This window comes from Rossellomorea sp. H136, from assembly GCF_056838065.1.
Window position 1 is genome coordinate 4,270,951 of record NZ_CM166371.1, and the last position, 22,196, is coordinate 4,293,146.

Below are 22,196 nucleotides of genomic sequence, written 5' to 3' on the forward strand. Positions count from 1 at the left end.
CTCTGACCAGGCCACCAGACTTGGCGAAAGGAAACTAAAATAAAAAAAGAGGCTGCTGAAATGAATTTCAATAGCCTCTTTCTATCATTCTTTAATGCATATTGCTCAATACCCAAATCGATCCAAGTACGATCACGAGGGCGATAAATGCAGCTGACATCATTTTTCCAACCTGCCATCTGCCTTCTCCTTCTGTTACGTGCATGAACATAAACAGTTGGATTGCAGCCTGGATAAAGGCAAGAACAAATACAAGAGCAACCATCACATTGTACGCCAGTCCTGCGTAAAGTCCGAACCAAACGGCTAAGAATGTCAATGCAATGGATAAGACAAAACCAATGATCTGCGTCCAAGGAATACGACTATGATTCGCTGTATTATGTTCCATTATCCCACCATCCCTAGTAAGTACACGCTTGTAAACACGAAGATCCATACAAAGTCCAAGAAGTGCCAATACAAGCTGGATACGAATAGTTTTTTAGCGGTATCTGGATTTAATCCTTGTCTTTTCACCTGGAACATCACCAGTATAATCCATAAAATACCTAATGATACGTGGAGACCATGCGTTCCGGTCAATAGATAGAAAGAAGACCAGTATGCATTGGTTCCCATGGCGGCTCCCTCATGGATCAGATGAAGGAATTCCGTGATTTCCATGTAAAGGAACCCTGCTCCAAAGAGCAGTGTGATGATCAGCCAGACCATCATCCCTTTGACATTTCTTCTTCTTAATTCATTTATTGATAACCCTGACGTGAAACTACTAATTAATAATAGTAACGTCATGATGATTGTATTCTTTAGATCAAACACTTCAGATGGAAGCGGACCTCCAACCGTGCCGCTTTCAAGGGCGAAAAATGTCGCGAAAATAGTGGCAAATAGAGCTACTTCCGCGCCCAGGAAAACCCAGAATCCGAAAATATTCAATTTGCCGATCTCCGATTGATATTCAAGTGGCGTATTTGGATCTACATCCGTACTATGTGCCATATTCACGCCTCCCTCTTATACGGATTTTCAGTTTTTTCTATTTCTTCCACACTTACATAATAACCAGCATCCTGTTTGTGTGAAAATAGTGAACGATAAGCCATGCATCCGAAGATACCAACAAGAGCCAGTATAGCCATCCACCACAGTTCAAACACCAATCCAAATCCACCAACGAAGAATAACCCGGACATGATGAAAGGTGTCCCTGCATTGCTTGGCATATGAATCGGTTTATACTCAACCTTTTCAGGCTTACCGGATTCTTTTCTTTCTTGTTTCATATAGTAGAATGCATCCGCACTCTTCACTTCAGGAACATGAGCGAAGTTATAATGAGGTGGGATCGCTGAGCTAGTCGCCCATTCAAGTGTACGTCCATCCCAAGCATCCCCTGATAGTTCCCGTTTCGCAAAACGGTAGCTATAGTAAACGTTATAGACGATGATCATGAATCCTACTCCCATTCCGAAAGCCCCGACAGAAGAGATGACGTTCAATGCCATCCAGCCATCTTCTGGTCCGTATGTGTACACACGTCTTGGCATACCGGAAAACCCTAAGACAAATTGCGGTAAGAAACATACATTGAAACCGATAGAGAAAAACCAGAAAGCCCATTTCCCTATGCGTTCATTCATCTTATGTCCAAACATTTTTGGATACCAATATACAAGTCCAGCGAAGCAGGCAAACACGACACCGGCAATCAACGTATAGTGGAAGTGAGCAACCAGGAAGTAGTTATTATGATATTGGAAGTCGGCTGCAGCCATCCCCAACATTACCCCTGTCACACCACCGATCAGGAATGTCGGAATGAACGCTACCGACCACATCATGGCGACGGTAAATTCAATCCGTCCCTTGTAAAGGGTACCCAACCAGTTAAATATCTTGATCCCGGTCGGTATGGCAATCGCCATCGTCGAAATCGAGAATACACTGTTAACCGCAGCACTTCCGCCCATCGTGAAGAAATGGTGAACCCACACAACGAAGCTTAACCCTGAGATCGCTACAAGTGAAATGATCATCGACTTATAACCAAACAATGTCTTTCTTGCAAATGTAGCAATGATTTCTGAGAAGATACCGAAAGCAGGCAAAATAACGATATATACTTCCGGGTGACCCCATAACCAGAATAAATTCGACCAGAGCATTGGATTCCCGCCGGCTGTAAGCGTGAAGAAATGCGTACCGAATAATCGGTCAAATGTCATCAACGCTAATGTCACCGTTAAGATCGGGAAAGCAAATACGATAATGAATGCAGTAATCAATGTAGTCCACGTAAACATCGGCATACGAAGAAGCGTCATACCTGGTGCACGCATTTTAATAATCGTAACAACAAAGTTGATCCCCGTTAATAACGTACCAATTCCGGAAATCTGCAAGCCAAGTAGGTAATAGTTAATTCCTGGTCCAGGACTTCCTTCAATCGCCAGCGGTGCGTAGTTCGTCCAACCTGCATCCGGTGATCCACCGAATACGAAAGACATATTGAAAAGAATCGCCCCAAACATGAATGACCAAAAGCTTAAGTTATTCAGGAATGGGAATGCGACGTCTCTTGCCCCGATTTGCATGGGAACTACGACGTTCATTAGGCCAAGTAAAAATGGCATCGCCATGAATAGAATCATGATCGTACCATGAGTAGTAAAGATTTCATTGTAGTGCTGTGATGATAAAAATTCATTATTAGGCACCGTTAATTGGGCCCTCATTAAAAGGGCATCGACTCCTCCGCGGAAGAGCATGATCAATGCAGCAATGATATACATGATCCCAATTTTTTTATGATCAACACTCGTGATCCAGTCATTCCACAGCCATTTCCATTTTTTAAAGTACGTAAGGGTCGCGACGATCCCAATAACGGTGAAAACAATGGAAATGTTGGCTCCCAGAATCAGCGGATCATTGAGGATTAAATTATCTTTAATAAAATCAAACATCTAGAGTCCTCCTTTCTTAGTGCTCATGTCCTTCGTTATTTTCGTGGTCTTTATGTTCGTCATTTTCATGGTCTTCATGGTTATCATGATCCCCCATGTCTCCGTGATCACCGTGATTTCCATGACTTGACTCAGCATCTTTATCCGCACCATGTGAAGATGCCTCCACTCCATATTTCTCACGGATCGCCATGGCATATTCAGAATTCTTCCCATGGTCAACGAAGGCTAAATGAGTGGATGAAAAGGTCATTTTATCAACCGTGTCAGGCAGCATGAGTTTTTCATATGTCTCTTCGGTTAATTTCGGTTCATTTTCCTGAGAATCTTTTACCCACTCTTCATACTCATCTTCTTCTAACGCAACAAAATCAAACTTTTGGTGTGTCATTCCTTCACCAGTGAAGTTTGAGTTTCTTCCATCATAAGTACCCGGCTCATCAGCCTGTAAGTATAAATCATTCACCATTCCCGGCATTCCATAAATCTGTCCGCCAAGTTGCGGCACCCAGAAAGAAGCCATGGAATCGGCAGCGGTCACTTTGAATAAAATCGGATGATCCTCGGGAACGTTGATATAATTAACGGTCTCAATCCCTTCCTCCGGATAACTGAAGATCCACTTCCAATCCGCAGCAGTGGCATGGATCACAATCGGATCTTTATGAGCCGTTGCTTTTGGAGCTTCCCTTAATTCATATAATGCCTTTGTATTTGGGATAGACAAGGCAATAACAATCAGTACAGGAATAAGCGTCCATATAATTTCTAATTTCGTACTCCCGTGCATCTCGGGCTTGTAATCACTATCCTTTTTACTGCTTCGATATTTTAGGAGAATAACAGTAAAGAAGGAAAGAACGACAACCATAATGCCAAGCATATAGTAGATTGACAGCATGATCAGATCTTTCTGCAAGGCCCCTACCGGCCCTTTCGGATCGAGAATGATCATTTCACTTCCCGAACTGAAAATAATGATGAAGAATAATGAAACCAGACTGATCAACACAATCAAGTATGGCTTAAATTTATTAAACATAGGGAAATCACCTTCCTTTATGTCGGATTTATCACTGTAGACCTATACTATCAAATTCTATTAAAAGGTACCCTTGTTTCACTCAACTTTAAACAGATTTTCGAAATTTCGTCGAAGTTTATTCACAGAACGGTAACAATGTTGGAAAGAAATGCTCAAAGGACAAAAAAATAACTCTCAAAATTATTTTAGAATAATTTTGAGAGCGTTTTACGAATTGATTATTTAAAATAATAAGTTTTTTTGTAAACCTTACTACTTTAATTCACTTTCTATGAATCCCATTCATATCCATGAACCTTCCCTCCTGATTATTAAAACAAAGTAGCAAGTGGGGCTGCCGAATATGAATGACTCCTTACCGTGATAAGCTCTTTATACCCATACTACTTTTTCTAGTACCCTCTAACAACTATTATAAATAGGTAGCTCTTTTTAAGGAGCAATTACCGGCTGCCTCCTTGAGCTTTGGAGAATAATCGCTGAGCTTTTTAATGAAATAACAGGTTTCTGGAAAATGATGCTCTAAAAAACGGAGAGTGGTTTTATTCAGCAGTTTTTTCTTATTATATTTCATGACCATTCCAGAGATATACTGACTCATTTCCAAAGTCGTTTGACCAACTTCATAGGCAAATTCCCTCTGCCGGGCGAAACCAGGCTGCTTAAATCTGAGATATCCTTTCAGATGCCGATTTTGAACGATATACACTTGATATTGGTTAATATAAGCCTCTGCCTGCCTGCTCGCGTTAATTTCAATGGGATCGAGTATGTTTTGAAATAATACCGCGTGCCCCAGCTGATCTTCAAGCCATAAATCCATCAAATCCACCAACGGAAGGGGCTCTGGCTCCTCCCCCTTCTGCAGATACCCTAAAAACCGCAAGTATTCCTGATTTTCTGCAAGCGTGCCGTTTAGGTAGGTAGGGGATAAATTAAGATTAACTTTATTATCGATCCTTAAAGATTGCAGTATTCCTTCAAATTCGAAATAGCCTTTGGCCACTGGCCACACTCTATTTGAAAACTGAACCATGGTTTCATCCTGGTGGTCTGCTGTACGCGGAACGCGGTTTAATTGGTCGATAAGCTCCCCAAATAGTCGAATGTACTGCTGTGAAACATCCACATACTCTGCTTCAGCTGCAGATAAGTGGTCTCTGATGAAATAAGCATGATCCTGTAATACTTCAAGCCAGAATAAGTGCTCCTCCCATGTCGTGATCATTTGATTAGCCACCTCTTTACCTCCTTTTTATATTATATATTTTAATAGTTGTTAAAAAAGAAGGACTTCCTTTAAACTACCGTTAGATTAAAGAATCGTGCACGAAGATACATAAATTTTTCATAAAAAAGGAAGAATATATTTACCACTATGATGAAAAGGGTGTCCTTCTATGAAGAATAGAAAACAACTGATTACGTTAATGACCTTGCTCCCCTGGTTGTCCCTTCCACTTCTGCGCAAAAAAACGTTAAAAAGATTTCTACCCGGCACACTATTTATGTGCGTATATTTAGTAGCAGAGGGCATATTAGCTACCCGGAGGAAATGGTGGTGGTTCCCTTTTTCCATAAAACCGAATGTATTGGCTGAACTGCCATTGATTCTAGGTCCCTTTTTTGTTGGATCATTTTGGATTTTTAAATACACTTACGGGAAGTTCTCGATCTATTTTCTAGTTAATTTGATTGTTGATTCTTTTTTTACCATCTTCATGTTGAATTGGTTCAAGAAAATCGGATATGTCACTCTGATCAGGTTTACAAGGATACAACTGTCATTACTCTTTTTATTAAAATCGGTATTGATGTATGGATTTCAGTATTGTTATGAGAAAGTTTTTTCCGACAGGGTTAAAAAGGATGAGGAATTGGAAAGTTTATAGGTCATTGCAAGAAATAAACCTCTCATCGCAGTTGAACGATGAGAGGTTTTTTTATGCAGTTGCTTATTTCTTATATTATATTTTCTACGCCAATGAAACAAATCTTCACTCAGTGCTGTGTTCCTTTATCAGTAAATTCACCAGCAGTTTTACCCACTACCATGCTGGTCATGGTGGCCATAATAGCACTTCCAATAATATCAGATGGAAAATGATGTCCCACCCAAATACGAGAAAAACCTGTCAACACTGATAATACCCACATGATTGAACCAAGGACACGATTATAAAGAAAGATGGAAGTAGAAACGGCAAATGCCAGTAAAGTATGCTTACTTGGAAATGAAGAATCTAATTTTGAGGGAATGAGTATGCCGACCCGATGTTTCACAAACGGACGTGGTTTAAAGTAAAAAAACTTAATCAAAGCGTGAAGAAGCAAAGTAATTCCCGAAGACATAACTGCATTAAGAGAAACTTTTCTATAATAATCATTTCTAAACCACATGAAAATCAAAACAATAATATACACATATCGAATCTTTTTTGAAAAGAATATCATCATAAAGTCAATGGGAGAACACCGGCCAGAAAACAGATTGATTGCCTTAAATACTTTGTAGTCCATAAGAGAATCTCCTTTTTTCAGGGATACAAATAAAATTCCCTTTTAAGCAAGAAATATGTATGATCGATAAAAGAATCTCTGGGATAAGTGCATTGAAATGATTAATTTTTTTAGTCCATTCATACTCTCTTTAGTAAGTTTGACATTCTTCACATAGAAAGAATTAAAATGGGGAAATTTAAATTGGAAAGCAAATACCTAAATATGAGGTGAGGATGATGTCAATCCAACGGTACCACAAGGAAAAGAATCAATTCAACCAAGATGAGACTAAGCATTCCGAACAACATCCCCCATACTTCGACTCTTCCTTACCAAAGGAAACCGTCATGATGGATGAAGATATGTCTAAAAATGCAACAAATGTTGATGATATTGAAATATAGTTTGATAAATGGACCGAAACGAACCTTATTTAATCACACATGGAAACAATCCATTTTGAAAAAAATTCAAAATGGATTGTTTATGGTGTATGGTTGTAAGATTCTAATAAATCGTTTATTCAAAAAATTATATAAACACTTTTTAACTACGCAAACATTTCCTTCTTCAAGGAAACAATTCGCTTCATTTCATGTGACTCAAGTGCTGCTAAAATAATCTGTAGCGATTTCATTCCCTCTTCGCCACAAATAAGTGGTTCTTTATTTTCTATAATACTTTCAACAAAATGGTTGATGACATTAGAAGTATTTTGTCCGCCTTCCTCATTTGTCTGAATCTTATCGAGCTTATGATATACGGTGCTTCCATCCCGATACTCTTCGATCAGTGAGTATTCAGGATCAGCTTCTAATCTCAGTATACCTTTTTCTCCGTAAATAATGGTCGAATTATCCCCACCAGAAACATAAGCCCAGCTTGCGGCAAGTGTTCCAATGATGCCTTTTTCTGTACGTAAAATACATACAGCGTTGTCATCTACATCTGTTTTTTGCTTCGCGTTCGTTTCAATGAATGCTCCTACTTCAGTAAACTCTCCAAGCAAATAACGTAATAAATCTGCTTTATGAACTCCAAGGTCACCCATTGCACCGATAAAGGCCTTGTCTTTTTGAAAGAACCAGCTTCCTGCCCCATCTACACTCCAACCTTCAGGGCCCGGATGACCGAATGTGGTTTTGAAGCTGTAGATTTTTCCAAGCTTGCCACTATCAATAATTTCTTTCGCTTTTTTATGAGAAGCAACAAAACGTTGATTATGCGCAATCATAAGCTTTTTATCATTTACTTTCGCTGCTTCAATCATCGTTTCCGCTTCTTCTTTTGAAGTAGCCATAGGCTTTTCACAAAGTACATGTTTTCCTGCATTCAATGCGTCAATGGATACAGGTGCGTGCAGGTAGTTTGGCAAACAGACGCTGATCGCATCAATGTCATCCAGCTTCAATACTTCATTGAAATCGGTAAATGCTTTAGCACCGTATTCTTCAGCCATTTTCTCTGCACGCTCCGCGATAATATCACAAACCACAACAATCTCTACATCTTTATTTATCTTATATTCTGGCAAATGACGGAATTTTGCTATACTTCCACACCCAATAACTCCTACTTTTAACTTACTCATATTCCTGTTCCTCCCGATCTTATTTAGTTATTGTCGAATATGGTTGCGTATTATACGCGCATCCAATACAAAATAAACGCGTTCCTATATAACTGCAATCTTACTATCCCTATTATTGACCAATCGCTTCATTGCCCTCTTGATACTTCAGATTTGCTAATTTATTTATTTGAGAAATAAAGTCTTCAATCTTTATTTCACCTTCTACAGAAGCTTCCAGAAGACCATGAATATTTGCATTCGGATTGCCCTCAATGCCTACCCCTGTAGGAGCCTCCCATCTAGACTGTACATATCCTGGAACTGCTTTAACTGGCTCAATAACACCTTTTTCTAAGTTTTCATATGCAGCACGTAATCCGGGAAGATCTTGAATCTCAAAGTAAGCATCCAATACATCTTCATCAGTGGTTACCGGTAAACCATTTAATACTTTGTCTTCTTCTACAGCAGTTTCAATACGTTTTAAATATCCTTCTTTTCCAAAAGACATCCACTTTATTAATAAGTATGCTTCTTCTGAATGTTTCGTGGTTTTTGAAATTCCCATATAATCATTTGCAACAACTGTTCTCCCACCAGGAATTCCAATGAAATCCCAATCAAATTCAAGATTATTCTCGTAGTTAGAGAGTGCCCATGTTCCATCCCATACGAGACCCATGCCACCGGAAGCCCAAACTTCACCAGGATTTTCTCCATTAAAGTTACTTTTTTGTTCATCGGTCAAAGATTCAAAGGAATAATTATTCGTTACAATATTCTTAGTCAAATTCAAGCCGTTAATAAATTCTTTGCTATCTAAGTGATATCCCTCCTCTGTGTATGTATACCACCCCAAGGTTTCACTTACTGCTGCCGGGTACCAGTCAAGTATGGCTAAAGGGTTATTGAGTCCCACCTGTCCTGATCTGATATTCGTAATATTTCTAACAGAATCAGCAAATTCATTCATGCTCAAACCATTTTCCGGGACATTTAAATTCTCTTGATTAAATAAATCTTTATTTACAAAATACCCCAAAAATTGTTGTCCTGCTGGTAATGCATAAAGAATGTCATCGTACGTTGCAGATTTTCGAACCACTTCAGGAACTTTTGCAAAATCTTCATCGTCAGCTGCTAAATCGGTAAGATCTAAAAGCCATTCATTTGCTATGCCTGTAGGAATCTGTGAAAGCATAAAGACATCTGGCATTTTATTTGAACTTGCGGCAGCTGCTAATCCATCGTTCCATTTTTCATTTGGGATAGAATCATCAATCTCTACTTTGATATGTGGATATTTTTCTTCGAATTCTTCAATCATCAACCTCTCAATATTCTTTTCTTCTTCTGTGCCTACATTCCAGCTTGCATACGAGATGGTTACTTCTTTATCTTCTTTACTTTCATTTAATGTATCTTTACTGCTGCAACCGATAAGAAACATAATGATTGTTAATATTGCCACCCAAGACTTAAACAGTTTCATAGACTGATACCCCTTTGTTTTGGTATGAATTAAAGGATGTTCAATAGGTCCGGAAAAAAATGCTTTGAATATCTTCGTTATCTCTTATCTAAACACCTCACCTATTAATTGGAAAAGATATCATCACAACAACTCTTTTATTAGTAAGTTTGCTTTCTAAGAGGGTGTTGTTTCAGGTATATTCGTGACCGTTGATTTCTGCTTGGATATGTAAAGACCCCAAAAACCCTTTTTGAAATGCTGTTTTCAATTAGTTTATTTTTCTGTCCCGATGAAGCTCTGTCACGAATTTTCTTATTGATGGTGAGGGAAACTGCATAGACTCAGGCGGATTTCGAACGTGCCGAGACCCCGTTCTGCTAAGTAGAGGAGGCTCGGCCGTTACAAAACAACAATCTTTGCGAAAAGAGCCTATTAGTAAAACCACGATACTTTTTGTTGAAATCGCTTACAATTCATTAGGAATTTATTTTTTTATCATTAAATTACTAGATTTTAAAACTTGAGTCTTTGACTTGGAAATAACTTCTTCAGCCGTTACCTCTCTATCTAAAAGATTCGACAGGTAAATCCCTTCACTAATCAACATGGTTTGAAGGGCAATTTCTGCTGTTGGCAACAATTCAACCCTGCCTTGGAGTGCAGCAATCCAATGATGTTGAGATGAATCATAGGCATCGGTATTCTCTTGCAGTTGATGCCATCTGTAGTCCGCTGCCCCTAAATCAAAGGTTCCGTCCATATCGATATCACATATTGATGTATGGTAGCTAAATGGGGTGCTCACTCCATTTGTATACCCTGGAAATTGGATTCCACCTTGGTTACCTACAAGATAGCTGCCTTCAAACCCATTAAGATGAATTGCCCAAGATTCTATTATGTCCAACGTTATACCATCCTCAAATCTGACAAAGCCTACACCGAGTTCCTCTACATCAAAACCGCTGGTCTGCCTCCTTTTTTCGTCCATATCAACTTCCTGGTACGTTTTTCCTGTAATCGTATTGACTTTAGGCATATTCATTAAATAAAGAATTTGTGAGATACGATACACTCCCATGTCGAACAAAGCTCCCCCGGAAGCCACTTTCTTCTGAAGAAATTCCTTTGTCCCGTAACCATCTACAAAAGGACGTCCTCGCCGTCTAAATCCAGTGGACCGGGCATGGTATAGGGTCCCAAGCTTCCCGTCATCTATTAATGATTTAGCTGCTTTCGTTTCTTTTGAGTACAGGAAGCTTAATTGGATGTGCAATTTTTTTCCGTATTCTTTTGCTGTATCTACCATTCGCTTACCGTCCAAGTACGAACCGGCGATCGGTTTTTCACAGTACACGTGTTTACCAGCCTGCAATGCCTCAATTGTTATCGGAGCGTGAAGGTTATTATGGAGGCAGACATCGACCGCATCAAGATCGTCACGTTTCAGCATTTCGCTATAATCCGTATACGTATGGGGAATGCTGTATCTTTCTGCTACCTGTTTTAGTTCATTCTCGTTAAGATCACAGATAGCAACAACTTCAGCCCCATCCAATTTCGCATAGTTATCTAAATGAGTTTTCCCAATGATACCGACCCCAATGATTCCAATCCGAATTTTTTTCATTAGATGATAGCCCCCTCTTCAATCCTATTCAATTGCATGTTTCTCCAAGTGTTTCGAGCTGTCGCAAGCTGCCATTCAACCTGGCTGTATTCGTTTTTACCGGAGTGATGCTCTATCCCAAGGTACCCTTGATAGCCGATATCTTGTAGAATTTTCAGTTTGTCTTGGCAATCCGGGATCACCCATGCAGCTAAATGGGTGTGGAACGCATATTTTGCGCAAAGTCTATCCCCATTTTCTTTGTCTATGTCCCAATTATCAAAATGCAGTAGGATTCCGAAAGACGGATGATCTACAGCCTCGTAGACTTTTCGAATATTTTCGGGTACCCTTGAAGCTCCCCAATGATTTTCGGGACCGACCATAAACCCGCAATCATGTGCAATTTTCGCATATTCTTGATAACGTTTCACAGTATATTCAAACTGTTCATCCGTCATCTCTAAATCCCTTCCGCCCATATCAATACGAACGGTACGAGCTCCCAAGATTTCTGCAGCTCGCAAATTCCCCAACGCATTTTGATACCATTTTTCCCTCGCTTCTGTGTCTGGATCCCATACTTCAGCGCAATCAACGCACAGATTAGCTAGATCCATTTCCTTTTCATCCATGGCTTCTTTTATTTTTTTCAAGTAATCCTCATCAAAGCTGGTTAGCATCATGTTCCAAATATCTGCTGAGTTAAGATGATACCGATATTTAACACTTTCCAGATAACCAAAAACATCCATTTTCCCTTGTTTGATCAGTCCGTTAAATGAATACGAAGCAATTGAATAGTTCATATTTCCCCTCCAGATTTTGTGATACTAACATCGCTTGTTCTGTTTGGATATTATATTATTAATAGTGATTCTTCAGGATAAATACCTTTTCTCTGAATGCTCTAATCAGTAGAATACACAAATAATCCGCAGATTCATCAGCCCCTCTTTCTGTTAATCATTAGCATTTATCTGACTATTTTGATAATATCAGGAGATAGGTGATAGTGAAATATACAAAACCTCTCGAATTTGTATATTTCATTAATAAATTTTCAAAGCGGTGGTGGAAATGGTGAATATACATGGGGTTTATCATGATGTCAATCCGAAATGGAGCATTGGAAAAGATCGAGGCTGTGATACCCTCGTTTATGTTTCTCAGGGGAAAGTAATGTATTGGATAAATGACGAATGTCTGGAACTGGAAAAAGGAGAAATACTATACATTCCTCAAGCCATGAATCGTGCTTGGGAAAACCATCCAGATGAATGGCACCAAAAATATACAGTTGTATTCCTATGGGAGGACCAATCGCTGGAAAACTCTTTGCACTTTACAAAACAAAACACGGTTTTCCGATTCAAGACTCCCAATGCCCCTTACTATGAACAACGATTTTCAACATTATTTATCCAATTTTTAGGAGGAAGACCATATTTCGAACTAATGTCAAGGTATGTCTTGTCCGAACTGTTAACACTAATCGCTCAAGAGTGCTCTGAACAAAGGACAACTCCAGCCAAAGAACGGATAGCACGGGAGATACAGGAATATCTTTTATGCAATTTCAGAAGGAACGTAACGATTGAAGAATTGGCTGCATTAGCAGGAATCTCGCCAAACTACGTAACCGTATTATTTAGAGAAGTGGTTGGCAACACCCCCATACAATACTTGCATCAAATTCGAATCAACACTGCATTGAATCTGCTTAATAATACGCAGATGTCTATAAGTGAAATCGCTGAATACCTTGGATACTGTGACCAATCTTACTTTAATCGAATGTTTAAAAAATGGATGGGAGTAGCTCCGAGCCACATTGTTTAAGTGACCACTGCAATCTTCACTCTGAGGGACTTGCAGAAGTTAAGTTTTCAAAAGATGAATGATTATAGGGGGGACAAAAATGTCTCCTTATATGATATGCCCACCTTAGAAACGATTAAGGAGGATCGTTTTTTCATTTTTAATATGGCTGCTTTCGTAAACTTTGTTGCTTTTGAAAAAGCGAGTAGTGGTTGATTTCCGCTCCAATTGCTCGCTTTCCGCGGGGCGTGAATTGAGCCTCGTCGGGCTTCTCCTTGTTAAAAATCAAGTCGCTGATTCAAAATGCCCTTTAACGTAAAAAAACCTACAGATTTTCACCTGTAGGTATGGAATAATTTAAACTCTAAGTAGTGTTTAAAGCAAAAGGATGTAATCATTACATTTTTATGGTTTAAGTCACATAAATAAAAAACCACCAAATATGTATTTGGTGGAGACGGTGGGAATCGAACCCACGTCCAGAAACATCGCCACTTAAGCGTCTACGAGCGTAGTCGATATATTCGCAAGTTCACTGCAGCTTCTGCCTATCGACGGGCGTCCGTGCAGCTAGTCTGATTGGTCTCTTCCTTTGTCCTCAGACGGTGGACTCCGGCGTAGCCTACTAAGAGTGAGTCCCTTACCCTACCACATAGGCGATGGAGGGAGGAACAGCTAAAGCGCTATTACGCAGCTAAAGCTAAGTTATTGTTAGTTTTGCCAGTTATTATTGGCTTTGACGTTTTATCGTGGACGATCCCCACGGCTCGCAACCCAAGCTCGAACTATCCCTGTCGAATCCGTAACGTCCCCATGATAGAAAGGGAAGAACGGGAAAGAATAAGTTCAGCGTGTAAGTCACTTATTCAATTGTTCTTACAGCCGCTTGATTACCTCGCGACATCTATTAGTATAACAAATCCTGAGATAATTGCAAATACCAGATTCCGGAAATCTGTACATTTACATCCCTTTTTGACGCTGAGCCAGTTCTCTTTGGATAGAGCGGTTTGCTTCTTTTCGTTTTAAATCTTCCCGTTTGTCATACTTCTTCTTACCACGTGCAAGACCGATCAGAAGCTTGGCTACACCATTTTTGATGTAAAGCTTTAATGGAACGATACTATATCCTGCTTCCTTCGAATCGCCGATCAGCTTATTGATTTGCTTTTTATGAAGCAGCAGTTTACGTGTTCTGAGAGGTTCGTGATTAAATCGATTTCCCTGTTCATATGGACTGATGTGCATATTATGAACGAAAATTTCTCCATTTTGAACACGTGCAAAGGAATCCTTCAAGTTCACGCGGCCGCCACGGATCGCTTTAATTTCGGTTCCTTGCAATACAAGACCTGCCTCATATGTTTCTTCTACGGCATAGTCATGACGTGCTTTTTTATTTTGGGCAATAAGCTTGCCTTCTCCCTTTGGCATTGGAATCCCCCTAGTCATTTCCGTCGGTTTACTCATTATTATCTCATATTTCTTAGAAAAATAGTATTGTTACACTTGGAAAAGAAAAGGAGCAAAGGTTATCCCATTGCTCCTGAACCTTTATTTCTTCTTTTTATGTTTGCTTCGAGGCGCATTTTCAAAGTGTTTCTTATTCGACTTTTTCTTCTTGTTGTTTTTCGGTGGACGCGTTGACCATTCTCCGTCCTTTTTTCGGTCTGAAGATCGATTCGATTTAGAGCGGTCTGAAGACTTCCCTTTGTCAGTTCGGATCGAGCGAACGCGGTCTTCACGTTCCTTGCGATTATTCTTCATTCCTACGATTTCAAAGTCGATGGCACGCTCATCTTTATTGACGCTCACGACACGAACTGTGATCTCGTCTCCGATACGGAATACGTTTGCCGTTCTTTCACCAATCATGGCAAGATGACGCTCATCAAACCGGTAGTAGTCGTCCGTCATATAACTCACATGGACAAGACCTTCAATTGTGTTAGGCAGTTCGACAAACATTCCAAAGTTCGTAACGGAACTGATGATACCGTCGTACTCTTCTCCCACTTTGTCTTCCATGTATTCTGCTTTTTTCAGCTCATCGGTCTCACGTTCTGCATCTACCGCTCGTCGCTCACGACTTGACGTGTGCTCAGCGATATGACCCATTTGGGCGCCCCATTTTTCCCGTGTTGCCTGATCAATCTTGCCTTCAATCAGGTAAGTCCTGATTAAGCGATGAACAATCAAGTCGGGGTAACGACGGATCGGTGATGTGAAATGAGTATAGAACTCTGTCGCCAGTCCAAAGTGACCTAAGCTTTCAGGATCGTATTTCGCTTGCTGCATGGACCGCAGCATCATTGTCGATACAACCATTTCTTCCGGCTGCCCTTGTACGTCCTCGACAATCTCCTGAAGAGCACGTGGATGAATCGAATTCGCTGTTCCTTTTACAATCAAACCGAAATTCGTAATAAATTCGAAGAAGCGTTGCAGCTTGTCTTCTTTCGGGTCTTCATGGATACGATAGATGAACGGTACTTCCATCCAGTGGAAATGTTCAGCAACCGTTTCATTCGCCACTAACATGAACTCTTCGATCAGCTTTTCGGCTACTGAACGTTCACGCAGGACCACATCCGTCGGTTCTCCCTCTTCATCTACAAGTACTTTCGCTTCTTTGAAATCAAAGTCGATGGCGCCACGCTTCATTCGTTTTGTGCGTAGAACCTGTGCTAAATCTTCCATTTCCTCGAACATCGATACCAATGGCTCGTATTTTTCCCGAAGTTCTTCGTCTTGATCGACAAGAATCTTGTTTACATCTGAATATGTCATTCGTTCGGTTGTCTTAATGACGCTTTGGAAGATTTCGTGTTTCACGACATCCCCCTCAGGTGAAATCTCCATATCACATGATAGAGTTAAACGGTCCACCTTGGGATTAAGAGAACAAATACCGTTTGATAATCGGTGCGGAATCATGGGGATGACCCGGTCTACCAAGTATACGGATGTACCTCTATCAAAAGCTTCCTGGTCAATCGGAGAGCTTTCTTTTACATAGTACGTAACGTCAGCAATATGTACCCCAAGCTTATAGTTTCCATTGGCAAGCTTCGTTACCGTCACAGCATCGTCCAAGTCCTTGGCGTCAGCACCATCTATCGTCACAATCGTCTGGTCACGCAGGTCTTTTCGATTCGGGATTTCTGATTCGTCGATTTCACTTGGCACATTATTCGCCTGATCCATGACCTCTTCAGGGAATTCAACGTCAATCCCATGCTTGTGGATGATAGAGAGAATATCGACTCCTGGATCATTTTTATGACCAAGGATTTCAATGACCTCACCCTCTGCACTCTTGCGCCCTTCAGGATAGGAAGTTAATTTAACGACGACCTTATGTCCCTCCGTTGCACCCATTTGAGCAGATTTCGGGATAAAGATGTCACTCGCAAACTTCTTATCATCCGGAATGACGAACCCAAAATGTTTACTTTCCGTGAACGTACCAACCATCTGGTCGACACCGCGCTCTACGATTCTCACGACGGTTCCTTCTCTTCTGGAACCCGAAGTAGAAGTAGACACTCTTACTAATACAATATCGCCGTGCATTGCGTTATTCGTTTCATTAGGAGGGATGAAGATATCGTCCATTCCTGATTCTTCCGGTATCACAAACGCAAAACCTTTTGCATGAGCGGATACTTTCCCTCTTACCAGATTCATTTTCTCAGGTAAGCCGTAGCGATTGCTCCTTGTCCGTACGACCAGCCCTTTCTCTTCCATTACGACAAGAGCCTTTACGAATTCCTTGAAGTTCGTGGACCCTTCAATTCCGAATGCTTCTTCAAGCTCCTGTACCGTCAATGGCTTGTATGCTTCTTCCTTCATGTAGGAAAGGAGCCTATCCACATGCTCTTTAATATTTTCGTCCATGACAATCCCTCCTGATCATCGAATTCATCAAACCGTCCAGTCTAATTTCTCTAAGAAACCGTAGACGTCTTCATGAAGCTGTTCTTTTTCTTTATCTAATGTAATCACATGACCGGACTCTTCGTACCACTTAATGTCTTTGTCATCGGATTCAACGTTATCATAGATGATATTCGCAGAATCCGTATTGATCATATGGTCATGCCTTGCCTGCACCACGAACGTCGGTGAATAGATCATATCCACATTTTCGCGCACGTCTGCAATCAATTCCTGCAGGGCCTTCAATGTATTCATCGGCGTTTTCTTAAACTCTTCTATTTCTTTTTCAATTTGTTCTTCTTTTTTTCCTTCAAATTTCTTAAATTCACGGGCGTAATCCACGACCCCTTTATACATGACTTCTTCACTTTTTATATACATCGGTGCACACATAGGGACAATACCCTTTACAGGTACAGTGTAACCTAATTTAAGAGAAAATACCCCTCCTAGAGAAAGGCCGGCAACCGCAATCTCTTCATATCCCTTACTCTTTAAAAGCTCATATCCGTCCATGACATCCTGCCACCAATCTTCAGGGCCTGTATGAACCAATTCTTCCGGCGGTACACCATGTCCTTTATAGTGAGGGGCATGGGATGAATAGCCTTTCTTTTCTAAGTAACGGCCAAGCATCCGGACATCGGCTGAGTTTCCTGTGAAACCGTGAAGTAATAGTACGGCCCGGGGACCTGCTTCAAATGTGAATGGTTTTGGTAATACGGTTTTCATAGCTAGTGACTCCTTTTATCTGATTTTAAACAAACGTTTGATTAGATGATTGGACCCTTGATTTGTAGTGCCTCAACCTGTTAAACAATTGTTTAAATGATTTCTTTATGTAATGTGATTTTCAATTGATTTTTGTTAAACAAACGTTTGATTAGTTGTGGAAAAGCTTGATATCACAGGCTTCTTTCTATTTAACGATCGTTTAAACCACTCTTCTTCTCTATTTTTAGCAAACATTGGTCAGACAATCCAATATTTCGCTTAAAATCAAACAGAAACCTTATAAATAAAAAAACCTGACCTTAATGATCAGGTTTTTGTCCGTATTAGATAGCTACGATGGCAATGGTAAGTACGAAGAATAGTACCGATAATACGATTGTGATTCTGTGTAGTACTAAGTCGATACCCCGAGCTTTTTGTTTTCCGAAAAGTTGTTCTGCACCACCAGAGATGGCCCCTGAAAGTCCAGCACTTTTACCTGACTGAAGTAATACAATGGCGATAAGTGCGATTGATACAATAATAAGTAAAGTGACTAATAAAGTGTGCATGAGTCCCACCTCCTGATACGAACATAACATTACTACTAGTTTACCATAGGGATTATGCAGTGGACAAGGTTATATTGTTTGAATTGTGGAAAGAGTTGGTTATGGGATTAGTGGGTACCCACACAGGATAATGGGATTAAACACGGTATTCAGTCGGATTACCCTCCGAATCGTCTGGATTTTCTCTCATATCCGCTGGATTCTCCTCGAAAACGGTCGGATTTTCACAGAAAACGGCTCTATTTTCATCAGAACCCCTTCAACCTGAGACCCTCATACGAATTCATGTCAAAAAAGCAGCCCCATCCAAAAACGGGGCTGCTTTTCAAATTGCTTGTATTAGCGATTTACGTTATAGAATGTTTTCGCTCCAAGATATTGAGCTGTGTGAGCTAATTGATCTTCGATGCGAAGAAGTTGGTTGTATTTCGCTACGCGGTCTGTACGTGATGGTGCACCTGTCTTGATTTGACCAGCGTTTGTTGCTACTGCAATGTCAGCGATTGTGCTGTCTTCTGTTTCACCAGAACGGTGAGAGATGACTGCTGTGTAACCAGCGCGTTTCGCCATTTCGATTGCATCGAAAGTTTCAGTAAGTGTACCGATTTGGTTCACTTTGATCAGGATTGAGTTACCGATACCTTGCTCGATACCTTGAGAAAGCTTAGTCGTGTTTGTAACGAATAAGTCATCCCCAACTAGTTGAACTTTCTTACCGATACGTTCAGTTAGAAGTTTGAAACCATCCCAGTCGTTTTCGTCAAGACCGTCTTCGATTGAAACGATTGGATATTTGTTGCACATTTCTTCATACCAATCAACCATTTCTGCAGATGAACGGACAACGCCTTCTCCTGAAAGATGGTATTTACCGTCTTCTTTGTTGTAGATTTCAGAAGCTGCAACGTCCATAGCAAGAAGAACTTCTTCTCCTGGCTTGTAACCAGCTTTTTCGATTGCTTCGATAATTGTAGAAAGTGCTTCTTCGTTAGATTTAAGGTTTGGAGCGAACCCACCTTCGTCACCTACTGCAGTGTTGTAGCCTTTACCTTTAAGAACTGATTTCAGGCTGTGGAAGATTTCTGTACCCATGCGCAGACCTTCTTTAAATGTAGAAGCTCCTACAGGCATGATCATGAATTCCTGGATGTCTACGTTGTTGTCAGCGTGCTCTCCACCGTTAACGATGTTCATCATTGGCACTGGTAGCTGCTTCGCGTTGAATCCGCCAAGGTATTGGTATAATTCCACTCCGAAGAAGTCAGCAGCTGCACGAGCTACAGCCATAGATACACCTAGGATTGCATTCGCACCCAGTTTACCTTTGTTTTCTGTTCCGTCAAGAGCGATCATCGCCTGGTCGATTGCTACTTGCTCAGTGATGTCATAACCGATCAGTTCTTCAGCGATTTCGTTGTTTACGTTATCAACTGCTTTTTGTACCCCTTTACCAAGGTAGCGGCCTTTTTCACCGTCACGAAGTTCAACTGCTTCGTATTCACCAGTTGAAGCTCCAGATGGAACTAGTGCGCGTCCGAAAGCACCTGATTGTGTATAAACTTCTACTTCAATTGTTGGGTTACCGCGTGAATCCAATACTTCACGAGCATATACGTCTGTAATAAATGGCATTTAGAATCTCTCCTTATTTTTTAATTAGTGATTTTCCAGTCATTTCAGCTGGTTGATTGACATTTAATAAATCTAGCATAGTTGGAGCAAGGTCTCCTAACTTTCCACCGTCACGAAGTTCGATTCCTTCTTTCGTTACGATGACAGGGACCGGGTTCGTCGTGTGTGCCGTCATAGGCTTGCCTTCTTCGGTCAGAACTTCATCTGCATTCCCGTGGTCTGCTGTGATGATGGCTGTTCCGCCTTTTTCAGTGATAAGGTCAATGATTTTCCCCAGACACTCATCTACTGTTTCAACCGCTTTGATCGTCGGTTCAAGCATTCCTGAGTGCCCGACCATATCCGGGTTTGCGAAGTTCAGGATAATTGCATCCTGACGATCTTCACGGATTTCTTCAAGTAAGGCATCCGTCACTTCATACGCGCTCATTTCAGGCTTCAGGTCATACGTTGCCACTTTAGGAGAATCGATCAATATTCGTTTTTCCCCCGGGAATTCATCTTCACGGCCACCGCTCATAAAGAACGTGACATGAGGATACTTTTCCGTCTCGGCGATACGCAATTGCTTCAGTCCGTTTTGGGAAAGGACCTCACCAAGTGTATTATCAAGGTTTGTCGGTTTGAATGCAACAAATCCATCAACTGTTTCACTGAATCGTGTTAAGCAGACAAAGTGAAGGTTCTTCGGATGCTTCTCTCCGCGTTCAAATGAACGGAAGTCTGCATTCGCAAAAGTATTCGATATTTGAATCGCACGATCAGGGCGGAAGTTGTAAAAGATCACAGCATCATCGTCTTTAATCGTTGCAACCGGCTCTCCGTTTTCCTTCGTCATCACGGATGGAATGACGAACTCATCGTAGATTCCATTTTCGTATGAATCGTTCACAAGCTCCATTGGATCATGATAGCTTGGGCCTTCGCCGTATACCATGGCACGGTAAGACTTCTCTACTCGTTCCCAACGCTTGTCACGGTCCATGGAATAGTAACGACCAGAAATCGTAGCAAATTGACCAACGCCGATTTCTTTCATTTTCGCTTCTGCATCTTCAATATACTTCCTCGCCGTTTGAGGACCGACGTCCCGGCCGTCAAGAAAGGCATGGACATAGACATCTTTCATTCCTTCTTTAGCTGCTAAACCAAGAAGGGCATAAAGATGCTCGATATGGCTGTGCACACCGCCATCCGAAAGTAGTCCGAAGATATGAAGATTCGTACCTTTTTCCTTCGCATGATTAATTGCGTCAAGGAAAGTGGCATTCGTTTCGAATTCACCTTCACGAATCGCTAAATTCACACGTGTTAAACTTTGGTACACGATACGTCCGGCACCAATATTTAAGTGACCGACTTCGGAGTTCCCCATTTGTCCTTCAGGAAGTCCTACCGCTTCACCACTTGCAGTTAATTGATTATGAGGGAACTGATTCCATAAGCGATCAAAGTTCGGCTTGTTCGCTTGGGCTACAGCGTTTCCTTCTTTTGTGTTACGGCAAGCAAAACCATCTAAGATGATTAACGCTACTGGTGACTTACTCATGTGTGCTGGCCCCTTCTAAAAGTTGCAAGAAGCTTTGTGGTTCAAGGCTTGCTCCACCTACAAGGGCACCATCGATATCTGATTGGGCCATGTATTCTTTAATGTTCCCAGGTTTTACACTACCACCATATTGTATTCTCACTGAGTCTGCTGCTTCTTGAGAAAATTCTCCTGTAACCACTTGACGGATATGAGCACATACTTCGTTCGCATCTTCAGCTGTAGATGATTTACCTGTTCCGATTGCCCAGATTGGTTCGTAAGCAATTACGGTATGTTTCACTTGATCTGCTGATAGACCTGCAAGTGCTTTTTTCACTTGGTTACCAACAAGTTCTTTTGTTTCATTATTTTCGCGTTGCTCGAGCGTCTCCCCTACACAAACGATTGGAGTTAACCCGTGTTTGAAAGCAGCAAGAGTCTTTTTGTTCACTGACTCATCTGTTTCATTGAACATTTCACGACGCTCTGAGTGTCCAAGGATGACATACTTTACGCCTAAATCAGAAAGCGCTACAGGACTGACTTCCCCTGTGAATGCTCCGTTTTCTTCAAAGTGCATATTTTGAGCACCAATTTCTACCTTGTATTCTTTTGAAATGTTCACTAAGCTTTCTAAAAATAGGGCTGGAGAACAGATGACAGAATCGACAACCCCTTGATCAGGAACTAATCCTTGTACTTCTTCAGTAAAAGATTTTGCTTCTGATAACGTTTTGTTCATTTTCCAGTTACCTGCAATAATCGGTTTACGCATTGTACTCATCCTTTCTGTTTTATAATCGGTTCCAAAA

General features: G+C 40.8%; 20 protein-coding genes and 1 other RNA gene. 3 read left to right on the plus strand and 18 right to left on the minus strand.

The features are described 5' to 3' along the window. Positions 1 to 91 precede the first annotated feature (91 nt). From qoxD to ACYH0O_RS21575, 5 genes are all read right to left on the minus strand, one after another. Positions 92 to 391: a cytochrome aa3 quinol oxidase subunit IV gene (qoxD, locus tag ACYH0O_RS21555; RefSeq protein WP_149156577.1), complete on the minus strand. Its 300-nt coding sequence runs from the start codon at positions 389 to 391 to the stop codon at positions 92 to 94. Beyond that, on the minus strand, positions 391 to 1,002 hold the full coding sequence (qoxC, locus tag ACYH0O_RS21560) for a cytochrome aa3 quinol oxidase subunit III (protein ID WP_482630273.1): 612 nt from the start codon (positions 1,000 to 1,002) through the stop codon (positions 391 to 393). The genes qoxD and qoxC overlap by 1 nt, the downstream gene beginning before the upstream one ends. Positions 1,003 to 1,004: 2 nt before the next feature. Continuing rightward, positions 1,005 to 2,969 carry a cytochrome aa3 quinol oxidase subunit I gene (gene qoxB / locus ACYH0O_RS21565; RefSeq protein ID WP_482630274.1) on the minus strand — a complete coding sequence of 655 codons (1,965 nt, stop codon included), beginning with the start codon at positions 2,967 to 2,969 and terminating at the stop codon, positions 1,005 to 1,007. A gap of 16 nt (positions 2,970 to 2,985) precedes the next feature. Next, the gene (gene qoxA, locus ACYH0O_RS21570) at positions 2,986 to 4,011 is read right to left on the minus strand and encodes a cytochrome aa3 quinol oxidase subunit II (RefSeq protein WP_482630275.1); all 1,026 of its coding nucleotides are present in this window, start codon (positions 4,009 to 4,011) and stop codon (positions 2,986 to 2,988) included. A 415-nt stretch (positions 4,012 to 4,426) separates the two neighbouring features. Then, entirely contained in the window at positions 4,427 to 5,254 is an 828-nt protein-coding gene (locus ACYH0O_RS21575; RefSeq protein ID WP_482630276.1) for a DUF2935 domain-containing protein, read from the minus strand. Between the two features lie 160 nt (positions 5,255 to 5,414). Here ACYH0O_RS21575 and ACYH0O_RS21580 point away from each other — a divergent pair, with 160 nt between their 5' ends. Further along, positions 5,415 to 5,906 carry a hypothetical protein gene (locus ACYH0O_RS21580; protein WP_149156574.1) on the plus strand — a complete coding sequence of 164 codons (492 nt, stop codon included), beginning with the start codon at positions 5,415 to 5,417 and terminating at the stop codon, positions 5,904 to 5,906. Positions 5,907 to 6,015: 109 nt separating this feature from the next. Here ACYH0O_RS21580 and ACYH0O_RS21585 read toward each other — a convergent pair whose 3' ends face one another. Then, entirely contained in the window at positions 6,016 to 6,534 is a 519-nt protein-coding gene (locus ACYH0O_RS21585; protein ID WP_482630277.1) for an undecaprenyl-diphosphatase, read from the minus strand. A 215-nt stretch (positions 6,535 to 6,749) separates the two neighbouring features. On the opposite strand from ACYH0O_RS21585, the gene ACYH0O_RS21590 reads away from it, so the two are divergent. Further along, positions 6,750 to 6,920, plus strand: coding sequence for a hypothetical protein (locus tag ACYH0O_RS21590; RefSeq protein WP_482630278.1), 171 nt, complete (start codon positions 6,750 to 6,752; stop codon positions 6,918 to 6,920). A 146-nt stretch (positions 6,921 to 7,066) separates the two neighbouring features. Here ACYH0O_RS21590 and ACYH0O_RS21595 read toward each other — a convergent pair whose 3' ends face one another. The 4 genes from ACYH0O_RS21595 to ACYH0O_RS21610 form a co-directional block, all read right to left on the minus strand. Further along, a complete protein-coding gene (locus ACYH0O_RS21595; protein ID WP_482630279.1) occupies positions 7,067 to 8,107 on the minus strand; it encodes a Gfo/Idh/MocA family protein in 1,041 nt (346 codons plus the stop codon). A gap of 112 nt (positions 8,108 to 8,219) precedes the next feature. Beyond that, positions 8,220 to 9,581 (minus strand): ABC transporter substrate-binding protein, encoded by a 1,362-nt coding sequence (locus ACYH0O_RS21600; RefSeq protein WP_482630280.1) that lies wholly within the window; start codon positions 9,579 to 9,581, stop codon positions 8,220 to 8,222. A gap of 466 nt (positions 9,582 to 10,047) precedes the next feature. Continuing rightward, the gene (locus ACYH0O_RS21605) at positions 10,048 to 11,193 is read right to left on the minus strand and encodes a Gfo/Idh/MocA family protein (protein ID WP_148970172.1); all 1,146 of its coding nucleotides are present in this window, start codon (positions 11,191 to 11,193) and stop codon (positions 10,048 to 10,050) included. Next, a complete protein-coding gene (locus tag ACYH0O_RS21610; RefSeq protein WP_482630281.1) occupies positions 11,193 to 11,981 on the minus strand; it encodes a sugar phosphate isomerase/epimerase family protein in 789 nt (262 codons plus the stop codon). The genes ACYH0O_RS21605 and ACYH0O_RS21610 overlap by 1 nt, the downstream gene beginning before the upstream one ends. Positions 11,982 to 12,252: 271 nt before the next feature. Here ACYH0O_RS21610 and ACYH0O_RS21615 point away from each other — a divergent pair, with 271 nt between their 5' ends. Then, positions 12,253 to 13,014, plus strand: coding sequence for a helix-turn-helix domain-containing protein (locus ACYH0O_RS21615; RefSeq protein WP_482630282.1), 762 nt, complete (start codon positions 12,253 to 12,255; stop codon positions 13,012 to 13,014). Positions 13,015 to 13,442: 428 nt separating this feature from the next. Here ACYH0O_RS21615 and ssrA read toward each other — a convergent pair. The 8 genes from ssrA to tpiA form a co-directional block, all read right to left on the minus strand. Further along, positions 13,443 to 13,806, minus strand: a transfer-messenger RNA (tmRNA) gene (gene ssrA, locus ACYH0O_RS21620). Between the two features lie 150 nt (positions 13,807 to 13,956). Next, positions 13,957 to 14,427, minus strand: coding sequence for an SsrA-binding protein SmpB (gene smpB, locus ACYH0O_RS21625; protein WP_044338267.1), 471 nt, complete (start codon positions 14,425 to 14,427; stop codon positions 13,957 to 13,959). A gap of 120 nt (positions 14,428 to 14,547) precedes the next feature. Further along, positions 14,548 to 16,893, minus strand: coding sequence for a ribonuclease R (rnr, locus tag ACYH0O_RS21630; RefSeq protein WP_482630283.1), 2,346 nt, complete (start codon positions 16,891 to 16,893; stop codon positions 14,548 to 14,550). 27 nt (positions 16,894 to 16,920) lie between these two features. Further along, complete coding sequence (locus ACYH0O_RS21635; protein WP_148970176.1) at positions 16,921 to 17,667, minus strand: alpha/beta hydrolase; 747 nt, start codon at positions 17,665 to 17,667, stop codon at positions 16,921 to 16,923. Between the two features lie 326 nt (positions 17,668 to 17,993). Further along, entirely contained in the window at positions 17,994 to 18,221 is a 228-nt protein-coding gene (secG, locus tag ACYH0O_RS21640) for a preprotein translocase subunit SecG (protein ID WP_148995353.1), read from the minus strand. A 339-nt stretch (positions 18,222 to 18,560) separates the two neighbouring features. After that, a complete protein-coding gene (gene eno / locus ACYH0O_RS21645) occupies positions 18,561 to 19,853 on the minus strand; it encodes a phosphopyruvate hydratase (protein ID WP_044338271.1) in 1,293 nt (430 codons plus the stop codon). Positions 19,854 to 19,866: 13 nt separating this feature from the next. Continuing rightward, positions 19,867 to 21,402: a 2,3-bisphosphoglycerate-independent phosphoglycerate mutase gene (gene gpmI / locus ACYH0O_RS21650; RefSeq protein WP_482630284.1), complete on the minus strand. Its 1,536-nt coding sequence runs from the start codon at positions 21,400 to 21,402 to the stop codon at positions 19,867 to 19,869. Beyond that, on the minus strand, positions 21,395 to 22,159 hold the full coding sequence (tpiA, locus tag ACYH0O_RS21655) for a triose-phosphate isomerase (RefSeq protein ID WP_482630285.1): 765 nt from the start codon (positions 22,157 to 22,159) through the stop codon (positions 21,395 to 21,397). Before tpiA ends, gpmI begins: the two co-directional genes overlap by 8 nt. Positions 22,160 to 22,196: the final 37 nt, after the last annotated feature.

What these genes read in the sequence shown, in the direction of transcription:
- qoxD (WP_149156577.1), bottom strand. Translation starts at nt 391, where the DNA reads ATGGAACATAATACAGCGAATCATAGTCGTATTCCTTGGACGCAGATC.
- qoxC (WP_482630273.1), bottom strand. Translation starts at nt 1,002, where the DNA reads ATGGCACATAGTACGGATGTAGATCCAAATACGCCACTTGAATATCAA.
- qoxB (WP_482630274.1), bottom strand. Translation starts at nt 2,969, where the DNA reads ATGTTTGATTTTATTAAAGATAATTTAATCCTCAATGATCCGCTGATT.
- qoxA (WP_482630275.1), bottom strand. Translation starts at nt 4,011, where the DNA reads ATGTTTAATAAATTTAAGCCATACTTGATTGTGTTGATCAGTCTGGTT.
- ACYH0O_RS21580 (WP_149156574.1), top strand. Translation starts at nt 5,415, where the DNA reads ATGAAGAATAGAAAACAACTGATTACGTTAATGACCTTGCTCCCCTGG.
- ACYH0O_RS21585 (WP_482630277.1), bottom strand. Translation starts at nt 6,534, where the DNA reads ATGGACTACAAAGTATTTAAGGCAATCAATCTGTTTTCTGGCCGGTGT.
- ACYH0O_RS21590 (WP_482630278.1), top strand. Translation starts at nt 6,750, where the DNA reads ATGATGTCAATCCAACGGTACCACAAGGAAAAGAATCAATTCAACCAA.
- ACYH0O_RS21595 (WP_482630279.1), bottom strand. Translation starts at nt 8,107, where the DNA reads ATGAGTAAGTTAAAAGTAGGAGTTATTGGGTGTGGAAGTATAGCAAAA.
- ACYH0O_RS21600 (WP_482630280.1), bottom strand. Translation starts at nt 9,581, where the DNA reads ATGAAACTGTTTAAGTCTTGGGTGGCAATATTAACAATCATTATGTTT.
- ACYH0O_RS21605 (WP_148970172.1), bottom strand. Translation starts at nt 11,193, where the DNA reads ATGAAAAAAATTCGGATTGGAATCATTGGGGTCGGTATCATTGGGAAA.
- ACYH0O_RS21610 (WP_482630281.1), bottom strand. Translation starts at nt 11,981, where the DNA reads ATGAACTATTCAATTGCTTCGTATTCATTTAACGGACTGATCAAACAA.
- ACYH0O_RS21615 (WP_482630282.1), top strand. Translation starts at nt 12,253, where the DNA reads ATGGTGAATATACATGGGGTTTATCATGATGTCAATCCGAAATGGAGC.
- smpB (WP_044338267.1), bottom strand. Translation starts at nt 14,427, where the DNA reads ATGCCAAAGGGAGAAGGCAAGCTTATTGCCCAAAATAAAAAAGCACGT.
- rnr (WP_482630283.1), bottom strand. Translation starts at nt 16,893, where the DNA reads ATGGACGAAAATATTAAAGAGCATGTGGATAGGCTCCTTTCCTACATG.
- ACYH0O_RS21635 (WP_148970176.1), bottom strand. Translation starts at nt 17,667, where the DNA reads ATGAAAACCGTATTACCAAAACCATTCACATTTGAAGCAGGTCCCCGG.
- secG (WP_148995353.1), bottom strand. Translation starts at nt 18,221, where the DNA reads ATGCACACTTTATTAGTCACTTTACTTATTATTGTATCAATCGCACTT.
- eno (WP_044338271.1), bottom strand. Translation starts at nt 19,853, where the DNA reads ATGCCATTTATTACAGACGTATATGCTCGTGAAGTATTGGATTCACGC.
- gpmI (WP_482630284.1), bottom strand. Translation starts at nt 21,402, where the DNA reads ATGAGTAAGTCACCAGTAGCGTTAATCATCTTAGATGGTTTTGCTTGC.
- tpiA (WP_482630285.1), bottom strand. Translation starts at nt 22,159, where the DNA reads ATGCGTAAACCGATTATTGCAGGTAACTGGAAAATGAACAAAACGTTA.